The organism is Aeromonas sobria (assembly GCF_006243315.1).
GTDB classification, from domain to species: domain Bacteria; phylum Pseudomonadota; class Gammaproteobacteria; order Enterobacterales; family Aeromonadaceae; genus Aeromonas; species Aeromonas sobria_A.
This window is the reverse complement of the sequence record NZ_NKWE01000040.1, coordinates 40875-57662: the sequence shown is the minus strand read 5'-3', so window position 1 is coordinate 57662 and position 16788 is coordinate 40875. Positions and strand designations below refer to the sequence as shown.

General features: G+C 57.4%; 11 protein-coding genes. 2 read left to right on the top strand and 9 right to left on the bottom strand.

The features are described from left to right. Positions 1-60: 60 nt before the first annotated feature. Together CF137_RS13260 and CF137_RS13255 are read right to left on the bottom strand one after the other, a co-directional pair. Positions 61-1452, bottom strand: a complete 1392-nt coding sequence (locus CF137_RS13260; protein WP_139719574.1) for an alkaline phosphatase — start codon at positions 1450-1452, stop codon at positions 61-63. Between the two features lie 12 nt (positions 1453-1464). Beyond that, the gene (locus CF137_RS13255; RefSeq protein ID WP_139719572.1) at positions 1465-2862 is read right to left on the bottom strand and encodes an alkaline phosphatase; all 1398 of its coding nucleotides are present in this window, start codon (positions 2860-2862) and stop codon (positions 1465-1467) included. A gap of 321 nt (positions 2863-3183) precedes the next feature. Here CF137_RS13255 and ylqF point away from each other — a divergent pair, with 321 nt between their 5' ends. Beyond that, positions 3184-4134 carry a ribosome biogenesis GTPase YlqF gene (gene ylqF, locus CF137_RS13250; RefSeq protein WP_042022138.1) on the top strand — a complete coding sequence of 317 codons (951 nt, stop codon included), beginning with the start codon at positions 3184-3186 and terminating at the stop codon, positions 4132-4134. 426 nt (positions 4135-4560) lie between these two features. Here ylqF and CF137_RS13245 read toward each other — a convergent pair whose 3' ends face one another. Then, the gene (locus CF137_RS13245) at positions 4561-5220 is read right to left on the bottom strand and encodes a YccT family protein (protein WP_139719570.1); all 660 of its coding nucleotides are present in this window, start codon (positions 5218-5220) and stop codon (positions 4561-4563) included. A 144-nt stretch (positions 5221-5364) separates the two neighbouring features. Beyond that, a complete protein-coding gene (gene dinG, locus CF137_RS13240; RefSeq protein ID WP_139719568.1) occupies positions 5365-7437 on the bottom strand; it encodes an ATP-dependent DNA helicase DinG in 2073 nt (690 codons plus the stop codon). 396 nt (positions 7438-7833) lie between these two features. Between dinG and CF137_RS13235 the strand changes: the two genes are divergently transcribed. Continuing rightward, positions 7834-8916 (top strand): porin, encoded by a 1083-nt coding sequence (locus CF137_RS13235; protein WP_139719566.1) that lies wholly within the window; start codon positions 7834-7836, stop codon positions 8914-8916. A 518-nt stretch (positions 8917-9434) separates the two neighbouring features. On the opposite strand, the gene tyrA is transcribed toward CF137_RS13235, so the two are convergent. The 5 genes from tyrA to secD form a co-directional block, all read right to left on the bottom strand. Continuing rightward, positions 9435-10574, bottom strand: a complete 1140-nt coding sequence (gene tyrA, locus CF137_RS13230; protein WP_139719564.1) for a bifunctional chorismate mutase/prephenate dehydrogenase — start codon at positions 10572-10574, stop codon at positions 9435-9437. 124 nt (positions 10575-10698) lie between these two features. After that, positions 10699-11772: a 3-deoxy-7-phosphoheptulonate synthase gene (locus CF137_RS13225; RefSeq protein WP_139719562.1), complete on the bottom strand. Its 1074-nt coding sequence runs from the start codon at positions 11770-11772 to the stop codon at positions 10699-10701. Positions 11773-12137: 365 nt separating this feature from the next. Continuing rightward, on the bottom strand, positions 12138-13466 hold the full coding sequence (glgC, locus tag CF137_RS13220; RefSeq protein ID WP_101321434.1) for a glucose-1-phosphate adenylyltransferase: 1329 nt from the start codon (positions 13464-13466) through the stop codon (positions 12138-12140). Positions 13467-13759: 293 nt separating this feature from the next. Then, complete coding sequence (gene secF, locus CF137_RS13215) at positions 13760-14677, bottom strand: protein translocase subunit SecF (RefSeq protein WP_101321432.1); 918 nt, start codon at positions 14675-14677, stop codon at positions 13760-13762. Positions 14678-14837: 160 nt separating this feature from the next. After that, positions 14838-16640 (bottom strand): protein translocase subunit SecD, encoded by a 1803-nt coding sequence (gene secD / locus CF137_RS13210; protein ID WP_139719559.1) that lies wholly within the window; start codon positions 16638-16640, stop codon positions 14838-14840. Positions 16641-16788: the final 148 nt, after the last annotated feature.

The following is a 16788-nucleotide window of genomic DNA, read 5'->3' as shown; positions in this document are numbered from 1 at the left end:
AAGAGCCGGGGCCCGGATGCCATGAGCATATTGCTCAGGGTGCAGCCGGGCCCCCGCTGCTTACAGGCCGAGCGCCTCCCGCAGTTTGCCAAACACCTTGGTGTTATCCAGCGTGCCTTTGAAGCGGTTGCTGCCGGCGCCATCGGCAAACAGCATCACATCGCCGCCGCCGTGGGTTTCCGACACCAGCTTGACGCCGGTCTCCTGCAGATAGTCATTGGCCATTACCTGATCGCTGGTGAGGACGGGGCGCACGTCCGCACGGTTGGGGCCGTTACCGAACACCAGAGTGGTGAAGGGCTTGCCATCTACATCGTTCTGGGTCGAGCCATCGCCATTTTTCACCAGATCCAGCACAGGGTTGCCCTTGGCAGAGTAGCCGTTGATGGTCATGGTGTGGTCATGGTCGGCAGTGACCACGATCAGGGTATTGCTGAGGTCCACTTTACCGAGCGCCGTTTTGACCGCTTCATCCAGCGCCACCGCATCGGTGAGAGATCGTTTGGCGTTGGTGGCGTGCAGGGCGTGATCGATACGGCCACCCTCTACCATCAGGAAGTAACCCTGACTGTTCTGGCTCAGCAGATCGATCGCCTTGGCGGTCATCTCGGAGAGCGATGGCTGGGTATTGGCTGCCCCCTTGGCGACCCGATCCAGCTCGTAGTCGAGGTGGGATTTGGTGCTGAACAGACCGAGCACCTTGCCACTGGTGATCTGGGCCAGCTCGCTTTGGGTGGTGACATAGCTGTACCCCTGCGCCTTCATCTCGGCGGTCAGGTCGCGGTTGTCATTGCGACCCCCCTTGTTGCTGGCGCTGTAGGGAGTCCAGTGATTGGCTCCGCCCCCCATCAGCACATCGACCCCATCCCCCAGCGCCTGGTTGAAGCCAGCCCCGCCCGGCACCGCCTGCGCAGCGATGGCATAGGCGGCATCCCGATGGCAGATATGGGAGTAAGTCGCAGCCGGGGTGGCGTGGGTCAGCTCGGTGGTGGTGACGGCACCGACCGATTTGCCTGCCGCCTTGGCCCGCTCCAGGATGGTGGGCGCCGGCTTGCCATTGTCGCTAGTGCAATTGTTGATGGTTTTGTTGCCGTTACCATCTTTGCTGGGGGCGACCGCCTTGGTGTCGCTGCTCATGGCGATCACCTCGTTGTTCATCTTGACCCCGGTGGTGTAGGCCGCCATCGAGGGGGCCGAATCTGTGGTCTGGGCATCGTTGGAGAAGGTTTTGATGCGGGCACTGCGCGGCAGTTTCATCATCTCCAGATTGCCCTCTTCCCCCACCTTGAACAGGCGAGTGGCGGTGAGCACTGTGGGGCCCATGCCATCACCGATAAAGAGAATGACGTTTTTGGCATCACCGGCCTGTGCCTGGGAGGTTGCGCCCAGCGCACTGAACAAGGCGGCGCAGACCAGCGTGTGCTTGATGGATGTGTTCATCTGTTTGCTCATATAAAGTGCTCCTTACAGCTTGGCCGCAGCCTTGATCTTGCCGAACACGGCGGTGTTATCGAGTGAGCCATAGAAGCTGTCAGCCCCCTTGCCGATGGCGCCAAGGAAAACATCGGTGCCGCCGTGGGTCTCGTTGCCGATCTCCCCCACCTTGACCACTACCTCTTGGCGATAGTCATTGGCAGAGACGGTGGCGTCGTCGAGCGGGGCGACGCTGCTGCGCGGGCCATCCACCCGGTTGTAGCCGTTGCCAAAACCTATGATGGTGTAGGGCATACCCTCGCTATCCTTGCTGGCATCCCCTGTCTCGTAGTTTTTCACCAACCCCAGAACCCCCGGATTATTGGCCGTGGTTTTGCCGGTGCGCTTGGCATAGCCGTTCAGCACCAGGGTATGGTCATGGTCGGCGGTGACCACGATCAGGGTGTTTTTCAGCTCGGGGTCGCTCTTTTTCACCTCGTCGATGGCAGCCTTGATGGCGTTGTCGAAGGCGAGGGTATCCTGCAGCGCCCGCTTGGCGTTGGTGTCGTGCAGGGCGTGATCGATGCGGCCCCCTTCCACCATCAGGAAGTAACCCTTCTCCTTGCCCTTGAGCTGCTTGATGGCGGCCAGGGTCATCTGGGCCAGGGAGGGCTCGCTGGCGGGGCGGTCGAGGTCATATTTCATGTGGCTAGAACCAAACAGTCCCAGTAGCGGCTTGCCCGCATCGGCCTTGTTCAGCTCATCCAGGTTGCTGGCAAACTGGTAGCCCTTGGCCTGCATTTCGCTGATGAGGTTGCGGCCATCCTCCCGCTTGCCCTTGTCGGCTTTGGGCAGGAAGAAGCTGCTGCCACCTCCGAGCACCACATCCAGCCCCTCCTTGAGGGCGGCGTTGTAGCCTTTGCCGCCCGGCACCAGCTGCACGGCGATATCCGCCTCCAGATCCCGATTGCAGATATGGGCATAGGTGGCGGCCGGGGTGGCGTGGGTCACCCGGGTGCTGGTGACTACGCCGGTACCACGGCCATCTGCCTTGGCCAGCTCCAGCAGGGTGGTCACTGGTTTGCCGGCACTCTTGCTGCAGTCGCTTTCATAGGTGGCATCGCCATCCATGCTGATGACGCCGTTGTTGCTCTTGACCCCGGTCATGTAGGCCGCCATGGACGGGGCCGAATCAGTGACCTGGGCATCGTGGGAGAAGGTCTTGATAAAGGCCGTCTCTGGCAGGGTATCTATGGTCAGATCACCCTCTTCGCCGACACCGTAGATGCGGGCTGCGGTCAGGGTGTTGAGGCCCATGCCGTCACCGAGGAAGAAGATAACGTTGGTGGGCTGGGCATCGGGCTTGGTCGCCACAGTGTCATTGTCTGATTTGCAGCCGGCGGCCAGGGCGGCGCCGATCATCACTGCAAGTCCTGCCATTTTTCTCATTGGGGTTCGCTCCTTGTAAAACCTGAGCGCAGCCTAGAGGTCGCAGATGACACTTTTACTGACTATCGGTGACGGTTGTGTGAAAAGATGATAAAAATGTTACACCATATCAATATGTTATCTATCAGTTGCCTTGACTGAACGGTTCTTTTCCGGCCGGGGTGCCCCGTCATGGCGGTTTGCTGATTTGATGGCGTGATGGTTAGAATGACCTGTCAAAATGCGGCTGCAGCAGGTAAAATGCGCCCCCTTCGTTCGATGCCTGCCACCGAGCGGCCGTAGTTCCTTACGCGCCCCCATAGTCCACAGAGAGTAACGCGAATGTCCATCAACTGGTTCCCCGGTCACATGCACAAGGCCCGCAAAGAGATTGCCGAGGTCATGCCCCAGGTCGATGTCATCATCGAGATGCTCGATGCCCGCATCCCCTTCTCCAGCGAAAACCCGCTGGTGCCCGAGCTGCGTGGTGATACCCCGGTGATCAAGGTGCTGAACAAGGCGGACCTCGCCGATCCGGCGATCACCGAACTGTGGGTGGCGCACATGGAAAAAGAGAAGGGGATCAAGGCGTTGCCGCTGACCCAACAAGAGCCGGAGAAGATCAAGCAACTGCTGAGCCTCTGTCACGAGATGCTACCGGAACGCAACTTTGAGCTACGTGGGGTGCGGGCGATGATCATGGGGATCCCCAACGTGGGCAAGTCCACCCTGATCAATACCCTGGCGGGGCGCATCATCGCCCGCACCGGCAACGAGGCTGGGGTGACCAAGTCCCAACAGCGGATCAAGCTGGAGAACAACGTCATCCTGACCGATACCCCGGGTTTCCTCTGGCCCAAGCTCAATCCGCCCTCCTGCGGCTATCGTCTGGCGATCACCGCAGCCATCAAGGATACGGTGTTCGACTATGCCGATATCGCCATGTTTGCGGCCGATTACTTTATCAAGGCCTATCCGGAGCGGATCAAGGCGCGCTACCAGATCACCGATCTGCCCGAGACCGAGATCGAACTGCTGGAGATGATCGCCCGTCAACGGGCCTTCGTGCGCAAAGGCGGTCTGGCCGATCTACACAAGGCGTCCGAGATCCTGATTAACGAGTTCCGCTCCGGTCTGCTTGGCCGTATCTCACTGGAAACCCCGGAGATGGTGAGCGTCGAGATCGTTAGCGCAGCGGAAGAAGCGGCGCAAAAAGCCAGTGAGAAAGCAGAGCGGGAAGAGGAGCGCCAGGCCAGAGCCCGTCGCAAGTACGCCCGCAAGCGTCAAAAGTAGTGAGCGCCCCCGCATCCCCTTTTGCCCACTAACCGTTGGCAAAAGCTGGACGAGTCAGCGTTAGCACATTGACGAAGCTGGAAGAGGCGACCCCAAGGGTCGCCTCTTCTGTTTTGTGGCATTTGTTTTATGGCATTTTTTTATGGTATTGCGCGGTGGCCATGTTGGTGTGTCTGGCAAGAAGGGCCTTCGCCACAGCGTTGGCACGCCGCCTTGGAGCAGAGGGGGGGATTGAAAATGTGCAGCGAGATGGCGCTGTCATTGCGCGCCAAGCCGCACTTTTTGTAGATGAATGTCGTACAGTAAAGTGCGCAAACAAGGTGAAGTGTGATCACACTGCTGGATATGGAAAAGGGGAGCTCGGCTCCCCTTTTGCTATACAAACATCTCAGTACTGACACCCCTGTAGAGAGATATCAGCCCAGCTTATTGCTGCTGGATAACCCAGATCTGGAAGGCTTTGCGGGTCTCTGCATCGGCCTTGTTGTACCAGTTTTGCAGCTGGGTCAGGGCTTCTGGATTGCTCTGGGCCTTGCTCGGGGCAGCAGCAACTGGCGCGCTGGCAGCAGCCATCACGGCAGCGGTAGAGACGGCTACTGTGGTTGGCTGGTTGAAAGCCTTGCCCATGTTGATCAGCTCTTGCTGATAGTCACGGGTCAGCTGGAAGCCTTCAACTTTCGGCATCACAAACTGTTCACTGCTCACTTGCTGGCCAGTGACCTTGTCTTTCAGCGCCACTTGCTGCTCTTTGACAAACTGCTTGGCCTCGGTTTCGTTGCGGGGCTTTTTGTAGTCAAGCACCAGCTTCTGGTTGTCGGCGGCAGTGAAGTTGAGCACCAGCGGCTCGGCGGTCACCAGTTTGATATCGCTGCGGTTGGAGAAGTTGCCTTCAAAGGCGATGACCAACTGGTGTTTGCCGGCAGTGAGGGGGAAGGTACTGGTTTTGTCGAGCAGCTTGGGGTTGATGGATTGGCCATCGATCAGCTGGACGACATAGGGATTGGACACTTCCAATTGAGCATTAGCCAGGGCGCTACCGGCCCACAACAGACCAGCCAGCGCCGGTACCAGAACAGTCAGTTTCATTTCATCTCCTTGAACAGTCAGGCGATTGCCCACTGAAAACAGGGGCTCATTTTTGCAGGTTTGACCCACTGCGGCAATGGCTCTTTCTGGTGCGCATCGTTCACGCTGTTGTCTGCTTTTATATCAATAAAGGAGGGGCAGACCTCACTCGATCCGCCGAGTGAAGGGGGGGAGTGCATCGAGCAGTCCCTTGCCATAACGTTTGGTCAGCAGACGCCGGTCAAGAATGGTGACCCGTCCCCGATCGGCCTCTTTGCGAATGAGGCGGCCACAGGCCTGAATGAGTTTGCGGGAGGCTTCCGGCACCGTCAGTTGCAGGAACGGATTCCCCCCCCGCTGCTCGACCCACTCGGCGGTAGCCTCTTCGACCGGTGAGTTGGGCACCGCGAAGGGGAGTTTGGTGATCACCAGATTGGTGAGGTAGTGGCCAGGCAGATCCAGCCCCTCCGAAAAGCTGCCGGTACCGAACAGAATACTGGCCTGACCGCCATCGCATTTTTGTTTATGCAGGGTGAGCAGGGCGTTGCGAGAGGCTTCCCCTTGCACCAGCAGAGAGAGCCCTTTGGCGCGCAGTCCCGCCACCACTTCATTCATCTGCCGATAGGAGGAGAAGAGCACCAGGCTCGCCTCCTTGCCCGCCAGAATACGAGGTAGCACGCTGATCAGCTCTTGGGTAAAAGCGGGCGAGTTGGGTTCGTGTTCCATCTTGGGCAGGTAGAGTTCGGCCTTCTGATATTCAAAGGGGGAACGCAGGCGCAGGTAACGGGTGCCGTCGTGCTCCTTGAGCCCTACCTGATGGCGAAAATAGCTAAATGAAGAGAGGGCGGTGAGGGTCGCGGAGACCAGCACGGCACCCAGACACTTGGACCACAGCCACTCTTCCAGCAGATAACCCACCTCGATGGGGGAGGCGTGCAACCAGATATCGCCATCGTCACTCTTGGCCATCCAGCGGGCGAGCGGGGTCTTGCCGCTCGGGACATGGCGTCCCAGCATCTCCCACAAGGCGCAGAAACTCTCCAGCCGTTGCAAGTGAAAACCACTCTCGGCCAGCAGGGGTTCGGCCTCTTTACGACGGATCTCGCCATCTTTCAGCGCTTCGCCGATGGCGCTCTGCATCCGATCCAGTGCCCGCAACGCCTTCTTGCTCGACTCCTTGAGGTTTTCCGCCAGCATTGGCAGGGGATCCGGCAGCACCCCTTCGGCGAAGCGGTAGTGGGGCTCACTGCCAAACAGCCGGTCGTTGGCGCTGAGCCAGTGTTCGACTGCCTTCAGATCAGGCTGGATGGAGGCCAGCGCATCCTGCAGTTTGAGTTGGGGGTCGATCAGGCTCTCTTTATTGAGCACTCGCGCCAGTTTTCCTGCACTCTGCACCAGCTTCTCCAGCCAGCGACGGGAGCCTTTGACGCTGGCCGAGGCTGCGCCGTGATCCCGGGCTATGGTGGGCAGGTGATGGGCCTCATCGAGTACATAGATACACTCATCGGGGGGCGGCAGTATGATGCCACCGCCCATGGTGAGATCGGAGAGCAGCAGCGCATGGTTGACCACCAGCACATCGGCACTGTCCATGTCGTTGCGGGCCCGATGAAAGGGGCAGTGTTGATGGTGGCTGAGGGCCTTGTTACAAGTGTGGCGGTCGGCGGCGATGTGCAGCCAGCAGGCGTCTGATATGGGTTCTGGCCAGTTATCTCGATCCCCGTCCCACTTGCCATCTGTGTAGGCCTGCCACAGGCGAGCAAAGCGATCCTTGTCGCTATCTGACGGTTTGTGCTTGCTCAAGGTACCAAAGTCGATTTCGAAGTTGACCATCTCGACGCCACTGGCCGCTTGCTCCAGCAGGTGCTCGCAGCAATAGCGCTGGCGTCCCTTGACCAGCATAAAGCGAAATGGCAGCTCGCTGTGGCGGTGGTAAAAAGGCAGATCTTTATGAATGAGCTGCTCTTGCAGGGCCACGGTGGCAGTGGAGATCACCAGCTTTTTCTGGGTCAGTCGGGCCACCGGAATAGCCCCCTGAGCGTAGGAGAGGGATTTGCCGATCCCGGTACCCGCTTCGGCAACCAGGATCCGGCGCTGTTTGTCGTACTCCCCGGTCAGGGTTTTGGCTATCTCGGCCACCAGAAAGTTCTGCTCTTTGCGCGGCACAAAACCGGGCAGTCCATCCGAAATCTGGCGATAGGTTTGACGAATGGTAGCTTTGAGGCGAGTCGAGAGCATGCAGGAATGGCCATTGAGGGAGTTAACAGAAGGGTAAGGATACCTGTAACCCCTCCTTGAGGTCGAGGTTACTGCGATTATCACGGCAAGGTTACGCGCAGCAGACCAGGTTGGTGATTTATCAGGTGGTCAGCCCCTTTAGCCTGTAAAACAGGCTGTTTGAGTCCGTTTTTTCAGCGAAATGGTTTGTAAACGTTTTCCCTTCGCTGGATGATCAGGTGAGATCTGGCTCACACTTTCGCTTTGCTGACTATGATTTCCATAAAAAGTTCCAAGTTTTTTCATTGCGGTTCAAAAAATCCGGTGCTAGTCTCGGCGGCATAGTGATGCAAAGAACATCGCTAACACAGGGAATAACAACAACTTAGTGTTTAATTACAGTAGGCATTGGAAACTATGAAAAAGACAATTCTGGCTATTGCTATCCCGGCTCTGTTTGCATCCGCCGCTAACGCCGCAGTGATCTATGACAAAGATGGTACCACTTTCGACGTATACGGCCGTGTTCAGGCTAACTACAACGGCGAGCATGACGATAAAGATGGAACTTTGGTTGGTACCTCTCGTCTGGGCTGGTCCGGCAAAGTTGCACTAAACAACACTTGGTCCGGTATCGCCAAAACAGAATGGCAAGTTGCAGCAGAAAACAGCGACAACAACAAAACTCGCAAAGTTTTGGATAAAAATGGCGATGAAGTAGGAACTGTTGAGGATGATAATGGTAAGTTCAAAGCTCGCCATATCTATGCCGGTTTTGATGGTTCCCAATATGGTCAAATCATCTTTGGTCAGACAGATACAGCGTTCTATGATTCTATTGCTGCAACCGATATTTTCAACGAATGGGGCAGTCGTGGTAACTACTACGAAGGGCGTCAAGAAGGTCAAGTAATTTATTCTAATAAATTTGGTGGCTTCACCGGTAAAGTCTCCTATCAAACTAGCGACGACAAGTTCTTCGTTGATAGCGATGCCGCGAATGATATCAAAGAAGTGGTTATTACCGATGTTAAGCGTAAGCATGCTTACAGTGCTGCAGTCGGTTATGCCTTCGATTTTGGTCTGGGCGTGAATGCTGGCTATGGCTACTCAGATCTGGAAGGTACTGATGCACTGGCTAAGGAAGATGGCAAGAAAGAAGACTGGGCACTGAGTGCGAATTACAGTATTGCTGGCTTCTATTTTGCCGGTATGTACACCGAGGGTGAAATCAAGAACAAAACTACCGGTGAAAAAATTGATGGTAAAGGCTACGAGTTTGCCGCTTCTTACAATGTAGATGCATGGACTTTCTTGGCTGGCTACAACTTTGCTGAAGCTCGCGAAACTGGTGGTGAGTACAAGGATCTGGTCGAAGATACCCTGCTGGGCGTTCAGTATGCTTTCACTCCGAAGTTGAAGGCTTACACTGAATACAAAATTGAAGGTTTGGACAAGAAAGATGACCAGTGGACTGTTGCTCTGCAGTACAACTTCTAATAAGTTGAACAAGAGTAATATCCTGGCTTGAGTCTTTGACCGAGCTACGAATGGCCGAGATGAACTCTCGGCCATTTTTCTTTTTGGCGGTATAGCTGCTTCGTATTGGCGCTATGGTGAATCGCCGGATTGCTGTTTCATGGCGATATTTGGCGAACCGTCTGTTTCGGCTAATCTATCCTGCTTCCTGCTTCCTGCTTATCTCTTTGATTGATTGGGTTATTGTTCTCTTTTGCGAAGTGAAGTGAACGGCTCTGTGTAGCTTGGTTTGACCCGTGGGTATCAGGCACCCTTTGCAAGGGGATACAGCCTATCAGCACTGATATTGACGGGGGCACCATGCTGGATGGTTGTGTATGGAAAGCTGGGGGAGGGCATTGAGGTCAGTCAGAGTTGGGCACTCGACGTGCAGCCGAGCGCGGCGGAAGCCAGTGTTTAAATCAGTAACAAATAAAAAGGGAAGATGCTCAGGCACCTTCCCTTTTACCGTTTGTCTGGGCTCCGATGCCCTCATGGCATCAGCCGTGTTGGTGGCGGTCGTTGGCCTGGGCCAGCAGCATGCGGCTTTCACGCAGGAACTGGTCGGCATGGTCGCCGAAGAAACCGGAGACTTGCGAGAAGGCGTCGATAAATCCGGCTCTATCTCCCCGCTCCAGCAGTCCCAGCGCTTCGCCAAAGTTTTGGTAGTAACGGCGGATCATCGCCAGATTCTGCGGTGACGACAAAATGATGTCGGCATAGAGGTGAGGATCCTGGGCAAACAGTCGCCCCACCATAGCGAGCTCCAGCCGGTAGATGGGGGAGCTCAAACTCAGCAGGCGATCCAGATTGGCCTGCTCCCGCGACAGGTGCCAGCCATAGGCAAAGGTGGCAAAGTGGCGCAGCGCCTGAATGAGGGTCATCGCCTCATCGTGGGCCTTGGCTTCTACCTGTTGCAACCGGGCGCCCCAGATGGTCATCTGATCCAGTAGCCACTGGCTGGCTGCGGGGTCGCGGCCCTGACAGCTGACAATCACCTGCTTGGCGAGACTCGCCACATCCGGCCCGAACATGGGGTGGAGCCCCAGCACCGGCCCTGGGTGTACCGCCAACATGTGTTCGAGCGGCGCCGCCTTCACGCTGGTGACATCCACCAGCAGGCAGTCGGTGGGCAAGTTGCCGAGCCGGTCGATGATCTGGCAGGTGATATCGATGGGTACCGCCACCATCACCAGACCGGCACCGGCGAGGATCTCGTCAGCGCGCGGCCAGTCGGCTTGTTCCAGCGTGTCGACCCGATAGCCGGAGAGGCCAAACATCTGGCCGAACAGCCGGCCAAGCTGACCCTGACCGCCGATGATGACAATCTTGCCAAGGTCCGGCTTCATGCATTTGAAGTGGTGTTCTTTTTCGCTGGCCGATTCGAGAATATAGGATTCGCGCATCACCCGGCGCAGCACGTCTTCGATGAGATCGCCGGGTACCCCCAGCAGTTCGGCCTCGGCGCGGCGGCGGGCCAGCATGCTCGCCTCCCGATCCGGTGCATAGATGGGCAGACCGTGGCGGCTCTTCACCTCACCCACTTCTCCCACCAGCGCCAGACGGGCGGCCAGCAGATCGATCAGCTGCTTGTCCACCACATCAATTTTGTCCCTGAGGGCATTCAACTCTTCAGCCATATCCAGTCCCTGCTGGTACCGCGGGTAGTGGCACCTGGTGATTCAAGATGCAACCTGCGTATCACTGCGTGTTACAGCCGGTGATACCCAGGTTGTTCAATAGGTTACGACAAGATAGCACGACTTATCGTGCAGTTCTGCTGTTGAGCGGGGTGGCTAACTCCCGATGGCATCGATCGAGCAGCGCGGCTGTGGTGTTCCAGTCGATGCAGGCATCGGTGATGGAGACCCCGTAGCGCATCTGTTCTTTGGGCTGCTCGCTGGACTGGCTACCCTCGAACAGGTTGGATTCGAGCATCACCCCGATAATGGAGCGATTGCCCTCCTGGATCTGGTGGATGACGTTGTCGGCCACCTTGGGCTGCAAACGGTGATCTTTGCTGGAGTTGCCGTGACTGCAATCCACCACCAGACCGGGCAGCAGGCCCGCTTTTTCCAGCGCCTCTTCCGCCAGCGACACATTGACCGAGTCGTAGTTGGGGTGCTTGCCGCCGCGCAGGATCACGTGTCCATCCGGGTTGCCCTGGGTCTGTAGCAGTGCGACCTGACCCTGCTGGTTGATCCCCATAAAGGCGTGAGGAGAAGAGGCAGATTGCAGCGCGTTGATGGCGGTACCCAGGTTGCCGTCGGTGCCGTTCTTGAAACCGACCGGCATGGAGAGACCGGAGGCCATCTCCCGGTGGGTCTGGGATTCGGTGGTACGGGCGCCGATGGCAGACCAGGAGAAGAGCTCCGCCAGGTATTGCGGGCTGATGGGATCGAGCGCTTCGGTCGCCAGCGGCAACTCCAGCTCCGCCAGCCAGCAGAGCAGTTCGCGGGCCCGGTGCAGTCCCAGCTCGACATCGAAGGTGCCATCCAGATTGGGGTCGTTGATAAAGCCTTTCCAGCCGACCGTGGTGCGTGGCTTTTCAAAGTAGACCCGCATGACAATGTAGAGCGAGTCCTGGTAAGCGTCATGCAGCGCTTTGAGTCTGGTTGCGTACTCTTTGGCGGCGTCCATGTCGTGGATCGAGCAGGGGCCACAGATCACCAGCAAGCGGTGATCACGGCGGTGAATGATGTCGGCGATGGTAGTGCGGGCCCCTTGCACGAAGGCCAGCGCCTGGTCGGAGATGGGTAATTTCTCCTTGAGCTGGGCAGGGGTGATCATCACTTGTTCAGACTGGATATGGATGTTGTTCAGGGGATCTCGTTGCATTGCTGGGTACCTCGCCAGCGGTGCGGCTGGTCAATGTGTGTAATTAAATATTTACAGTGGTGCGAATTCGTTGCACGAGGCCACAAGATACCAATTCACCCTCGATATTCAAGTGTAAATGTTGATATGTAATCATTTTCAGCGGTTTTTATAGGGTTTACCCATCGTTCAGAGAGGAAGTAGCGCGATGTTTACTTTTCTATGTCCATGGGTTGTATTGTTTTATTTACGAGTTGGTGCCTGTGTCAGCCGCGTCGTCGGTGAGCGGCTATGGGGGATATCGGTATGGGGGGCACCGCTATGGGCAAAAAAATGCGGGAGCCAGCATCTGGCTCCCGCAGTGTGATGAGAAGGGTTGGCTGGCGTTATGCCGATACCGGCTGTCTGGCATCGGTAACGCTGTCGCTGGCCTGCCCTTGTTTCGCCAGTGCATCCAGCATGGGTTTAGTGACCAGCACGATCCCCTGCTCGGAGCGGTGGAAGCGACGGGCGTCTTCATCGGCATTTTCACCGATCACCATGCCTTCCGGCAGTTTGCATCCCTTGTCGATCACCACCCGGCGCAGTCGACAACCGGCACCGATCTCGACTCCCGGGAAGATCACCGCCTGATCCAGGGTGCAGAAGGACTCGACCCGCACATTGGTAAAGAGCACCGAACTCAAGATAAAGGAGCCGCAGACGATGGTGCCGCCAGAGAACATGGAGTTGATGGTCATGCCGTGCTGGCCGTTTTTGTCCTGCACGAACTTGGCGGAAGGGGTCATGTTCTGACTGGTCCAGATGGGCCAATCCTGATCGTAGATATCCAGCTCCGGGGTGACGGAAGCGAGATCCATGTTGGCTTCCCAGAAGGAGTCAACGGTGCCCACATCGCGCCAGTAGGGTTTGCGATCCGGGCTGCAGCCAACGCAAGACATCCCGAACGGATGGGCGTAGGCGGTGCCTTCACTGACTACCCGCGGGATCACATCCATGCCGAAATCGTGGTGAGATTGTGCGTTGGCAATGTCCTCTTCCAGCAGTTGGTAGAGATACTCGGCATCGAAGATATAGACGCCCATGGACGCCAGCGCGGTGTCAGCTTTACCCGGCATTGCCGGTGGGTTGGCCGGTTTTTCGACGAAAGCATTGATCTTGCGATCAGTGTCTACCGCCATCACCCCGAAGGCGCTTGCTTCACTGCGTGGCACCTCGATACAGGCGACAGTCACCTTGGCACCCATGTTGACGTGATCCAGCAACATGGCGGCGTAATCCATCTTGTAGATGTGATCGCCAGCCAGCACGACCACATATTTGGGGGCGTGATCGCGGATGATATCCAGATTCTGGTAGACAGCATCGGCGGTACCACGGTACCAGCTCACTTCGTCAACCCGCTGCTGGGCAGGCAACAGGTCAATAAACTCGTTCATCTGATAGCGCAAAAAAGACCAACCAGATTGCAGGTGGCGCAGCAGACTGTGGGATTTGTACTGGGTCACGACGCCAACGCGACGAATGCCGGAGTTGATGCAATTGGAGAGTACGAAATCGATGATGCGGAATTTACCTCCGAAATGAACAGCAGGCTTCGCGCGGTTATCGGTCAATTGCTTGAGGCGACTGCCCCGCCCTCCGGCGAGAACCAAAGCCATGGTCTCGTTCAGCAATTGTCTTGATTTTGCTGTATTGGCAGGTTGTAACAACATCTCATATCCCTATTTGTAGATAAATCACTACAATGTTGCCTCTTTTGAGCCCTCAAGAAAGTGCTTTCAGTCACAAAATTGCGGCTCTGTCCGTAATAAAATGACCTTTTTGTTATTAAAAATGACGGGTTGAACCGTCATTGCTTTCAATATGGTCAGTTGTCAATTGAGGCGAGCCGAGCGGAAAAAGGGGCGGCGAGAGATTGGCGGGCGAGATGGAAAAAAGCCCCTGCCAATGGTTGGCAGGGGCCCGGTTAATTGAGGCCCGGCGAGCCGGGCCTGAGTAGCCAGGATCAGGCCGCGTTGGCCAGTGGCTCCTCACTCTTCTTCTGGTATGCCTGCGGGGTGAGACCCAGCAGCTCCTGCACGGTCGAGGCGACAGTGATGGAGGAGACGGTACCCACCAGAATGCCGGCAAACAGGGTGAAAGAGAAGCCGTAGAGGGCGTCACCACCAAACAACAGCAGGGCACCCACGGTAAACAGCGTGGTGCCCGAGGTGATCATGGTGCGACTGAAGGTTGCTTTGATGGCCACATCGGAGCACTCGTGGATCCCCATCTGGGTGCGCGAGCTCAGCAGATCCCGCAGTCGGTCCGAGATGACGATGCTGTCGTTGAGGGAGTAGCCGATCACCGCCATCAAACCGGCGATGATGTTGAGGTCAAACTCGATCTGGCACAGGGAGAGCAGCCCCAGCGCCACGATGGCGTCATGCACTACCGAGAGCAGAATGCCGATGGCCTGACGCCACTCGAAGCGAAACGCCAGATAGGCTGACATTGAGATAGAGGCGACAAGCACCGCCAGCATCCCCTGCTGGAACAGCTCGGCACCCACCTGCGGGCCGACGATGGTGGTGCGCAGCAGCTCAACCGGCATCCCCAGTTGCTGGGTCAGCATGGTGGCGAGATCTGCTGCGGGCCAGGGCAGCTCATGGGGCGGCAACTTGATCAGCCATTCGCCAGGTACACCGGCAGAGCTGAGTTCCACGGCACCCGCCAGCGGGGAGACCAGCATGGCATTGAGATCATGGGCCTCTTTCAGGGTCTGGATATTAAACTCCAGCAGGATCCCACCGGTAAAGTCGAGCCCCAGAGTCAGGCCGTTTACCAGCAAGATGGCCACGCTGGCCACAGTCAAGGCGATAGAGGCCCACAGGCCGATATACCGCCAACGAGTCAATCCCATTGCCACAATCATTCTCAACATATTTCTATCCTCGGCCACCGGGTGTTGCACACCACAGGGGCCTATTACGCGATGATTTTTCACCGCGAGGGAACAGGTCTCTGGCCCACGGATCATGCTCTTCCTGAGATGTGAGCGTTGATCAATGCGAGCCGGAGCATCTTGATAGCCGGTGTGCGGGTTACACCTTCAGGGTGCGTTCGCTGCTGCGTCCCCACAGGGGGTTGATGATGGCGCGCGTCCCCCAGATCCCGGTGATCATGCTCGATAGCAGACCCAGAATAAGGGTGACCGAGAAGCCTTGCAGCGGACCGGAGCCGATGGAGTAGAGCACCACGGCACAGATCAGGGTGGTGATGTTGGCATCGAAGATGGTGTGAAAGGCCGAGCGATAGCCAAAATCGATGGCATTGGCGAGGCTACCCCCTTCTCGCAGGCGATCCTTGATCCGCTCGAAGATCAGCACATGGGTATCGACCGCCATGCCCACCGTCAGTACCAGACCGGCGATCCCCGGCAGGGTCAGCACTGCCCCCGGTAGCACTGCCAGCATTCCCACCTGCATCAACAGGTTGGCGACCAGCGCCGTGATGGCAACCCAGCCGAACTTGCGGTACCAGGCCATCATGAACAGCATCATGCCCGCCATGCCGAAGGCCAGCGCGGTGAAACCTGCCTCGATATTCTGCATCCCCAACGTAGGGCCTATGCTGCGCTCCTCCAGGATCTTGAGGGGAGCGGTGAGGGCGCCAGCGCGCAGCAGCATGGCCAGCTCTTGCGCTTCTGGCAGACTACCAATACCTGTGATGCGGAACTGGTTGCCAAGGGCAGTCTGGATGGTAGCGACGTTGATCACTTCGCTCTGGGCTCGCAGCTTGCCCTGGGTATTGGTCTTGTATTCGGTGAAGACGGTCGCCATCGGCTTGCCCACATGCTGGCGGCTGAACTGGTTCATCTTGCTGCCACCCAGGGTGTCGAGCACGATATTGACCTGAGGCTGGCCCATCTCCCCCATATTGGCGCGGGCATCGACGATGTGCTCGCCGGTCAGCACTGGCTTGCGGGCCATGCCAATGGCCTGGCCGCTGCGATCGGCGATATAGAAGTGGCTGTCTGCTTTGGCTTCATAGAAGGCCAGCGATGCGGTGGCACCGATCACCTCTTTCGCCTGCTTGGGGTTGTGGACCCCGGGCAGTTCGATACGGATACCATCTTGGCCCTGACGGACCACCGAGGCTTCGACGATGCCGAGCTCGTTGATCCGTTTCTTGAGGATCGACAGGTTTTGGGTGACGGCGTTGTTGACCAGCAGGGTGCGCTCCGCGTCGCTCAGCACCAGTTTCAGGTCATTACCGGAGCGGGTCAGTTTCCACTGATCCTGACGGGTACCGGCACTCTCCTTGATGATGGTTAGCCAGCTCTCCTGCTCGGCGACATCCGGCAGGGTCACGGCCACTGCGCCCTGTGCGCTGCGCAGGACGCTGGCGCCGCGCAGGTTGGCTTCACGAAAGCGGGTGCGCAGGGTATCCACCAGATTCTTGGTCTGGGTGTCGATAACAAAATCGAGATCGACGCCGATCAGCAGTTGGGAACCACCGCGTAAATCCAGCCCCAGCTTGATGGGGTCGGCGCCGAGACCGGTGATCCAGCCAGGGGCGTTGGAGTGAAACTCCAGGGTAAGGGCCGCACTGTCGACCCCTTGCTGCTCCAGTAACTGTTTGGCGCGCTGCTGTTCGCCCTGGCTGGCAAAGACCAGCTCGACTCGCTCGGATTGCTCGATCATCTTGAGCGGTGTCAGGTGTTTGTCGGCCAGCAGCATCTGTTGTTGTGGCGTCAGGCTCTGCTGTCCGTGCAGGCCGAGGGAGGGCTGCTCACCGAAGAAGGTGGGCAGGGAGTAAAAGGTAAAGGTCAACAGCATCAACAGCAGCAGCGCGTACTGCCACTTGCTCATGCGATTGAGAACGGTGCGATTGGTTTTTCTCATGCCAAATAGCCTCTGTCAGGAGAATGGAGCGCAGGCCCGTGTCATAACGGCTCGGCCGGGCGCAAAAAATAGATGCGTTCAGAGCAGGATGGCACCGAAGTGCAGCCCGTAACAGAAGAGGAGGTGTGCGAAAAATAGCTGCCAAACC

Excerpts from the sequence above, each read along its gene's own strand:
- CF137_RS13260 (WP_139719574.1), bottom strand. The coding sequence starts at position 1,452 with ATGAGCAAACAGATGAACACATCCATCAAGCACACGCTGGTCTGCGCC.
- CF137_RS13255 (WP_139719572.1), bottom strand. The coding sequence starts at position 2,862 with ATGAGAAAAATGGCAGGACTTGCAGTGATGATCGGCGCCGCCCTGGCC.
- ylqF (WP_042022138.1), top strand. The coding sequence starts at position 3,184 with ATGTCCATCAACTGGTTCCCCGGTCACATGCACAAGGCCCGCAAAGAG.
- CF137_RS13245 (WP_139719570.1), bottom strand. The coding sequence starts at position 5,220 with ATGAAACTGACTGTTCTGGTACCGGCGCTGGCTGGTCTGTTGTGGGCC.
- dinG (WP_139719568.1), bottom strand. The coding sequence starts at position 7,437 with ATGCTCTCGACTCGCCTCAAAGCTACCATTCGTCAAACCTATCGCCAG.
- CF137_RS13235 (WP_139719566.1), top strand. The coding sequence starts at position 7,834 with ATGAAAAAGACAATTCTGGCTATTGCTATCCCGGCTCTGTTTGCATCC.
- tyrA (WP_139719564.1), bottom strand. The coding sequence starts at position 10,574 with ATGGCTGAAGAGTTGAATGCCCTCAGGGACAAAATTGATGTGGTGGAC.
- CF137_RS13225 (WP_139719562.1), bottom strand. The coding sequence starts at position 11,772 with ATGCAACGAGATCCCCTGAACAACATCCATATCCAGTCTGAACAAGTG.
- glgC (WP_101321434.1), bottom strand. The coding sequence starts at position 13,466 with ATGTTGTTACAACCTGCCAATACAGCAAAATCAAGACAATTGCTGAAC.
- secF (WP_101321432.1), bottom strand. The coding sequence starts at position 14,677 with ATGTTGAGAATGATTGTGGCAATGGGATTGACTCGTTGGCGGTATATC.
- secD (WP_139719559.1), bottom strand. The coding sequence starts at position 16,640 with ATGAGAAAAACCAATCGCACCGTTCTCAATCGCATGAGCAAGTGGCAG.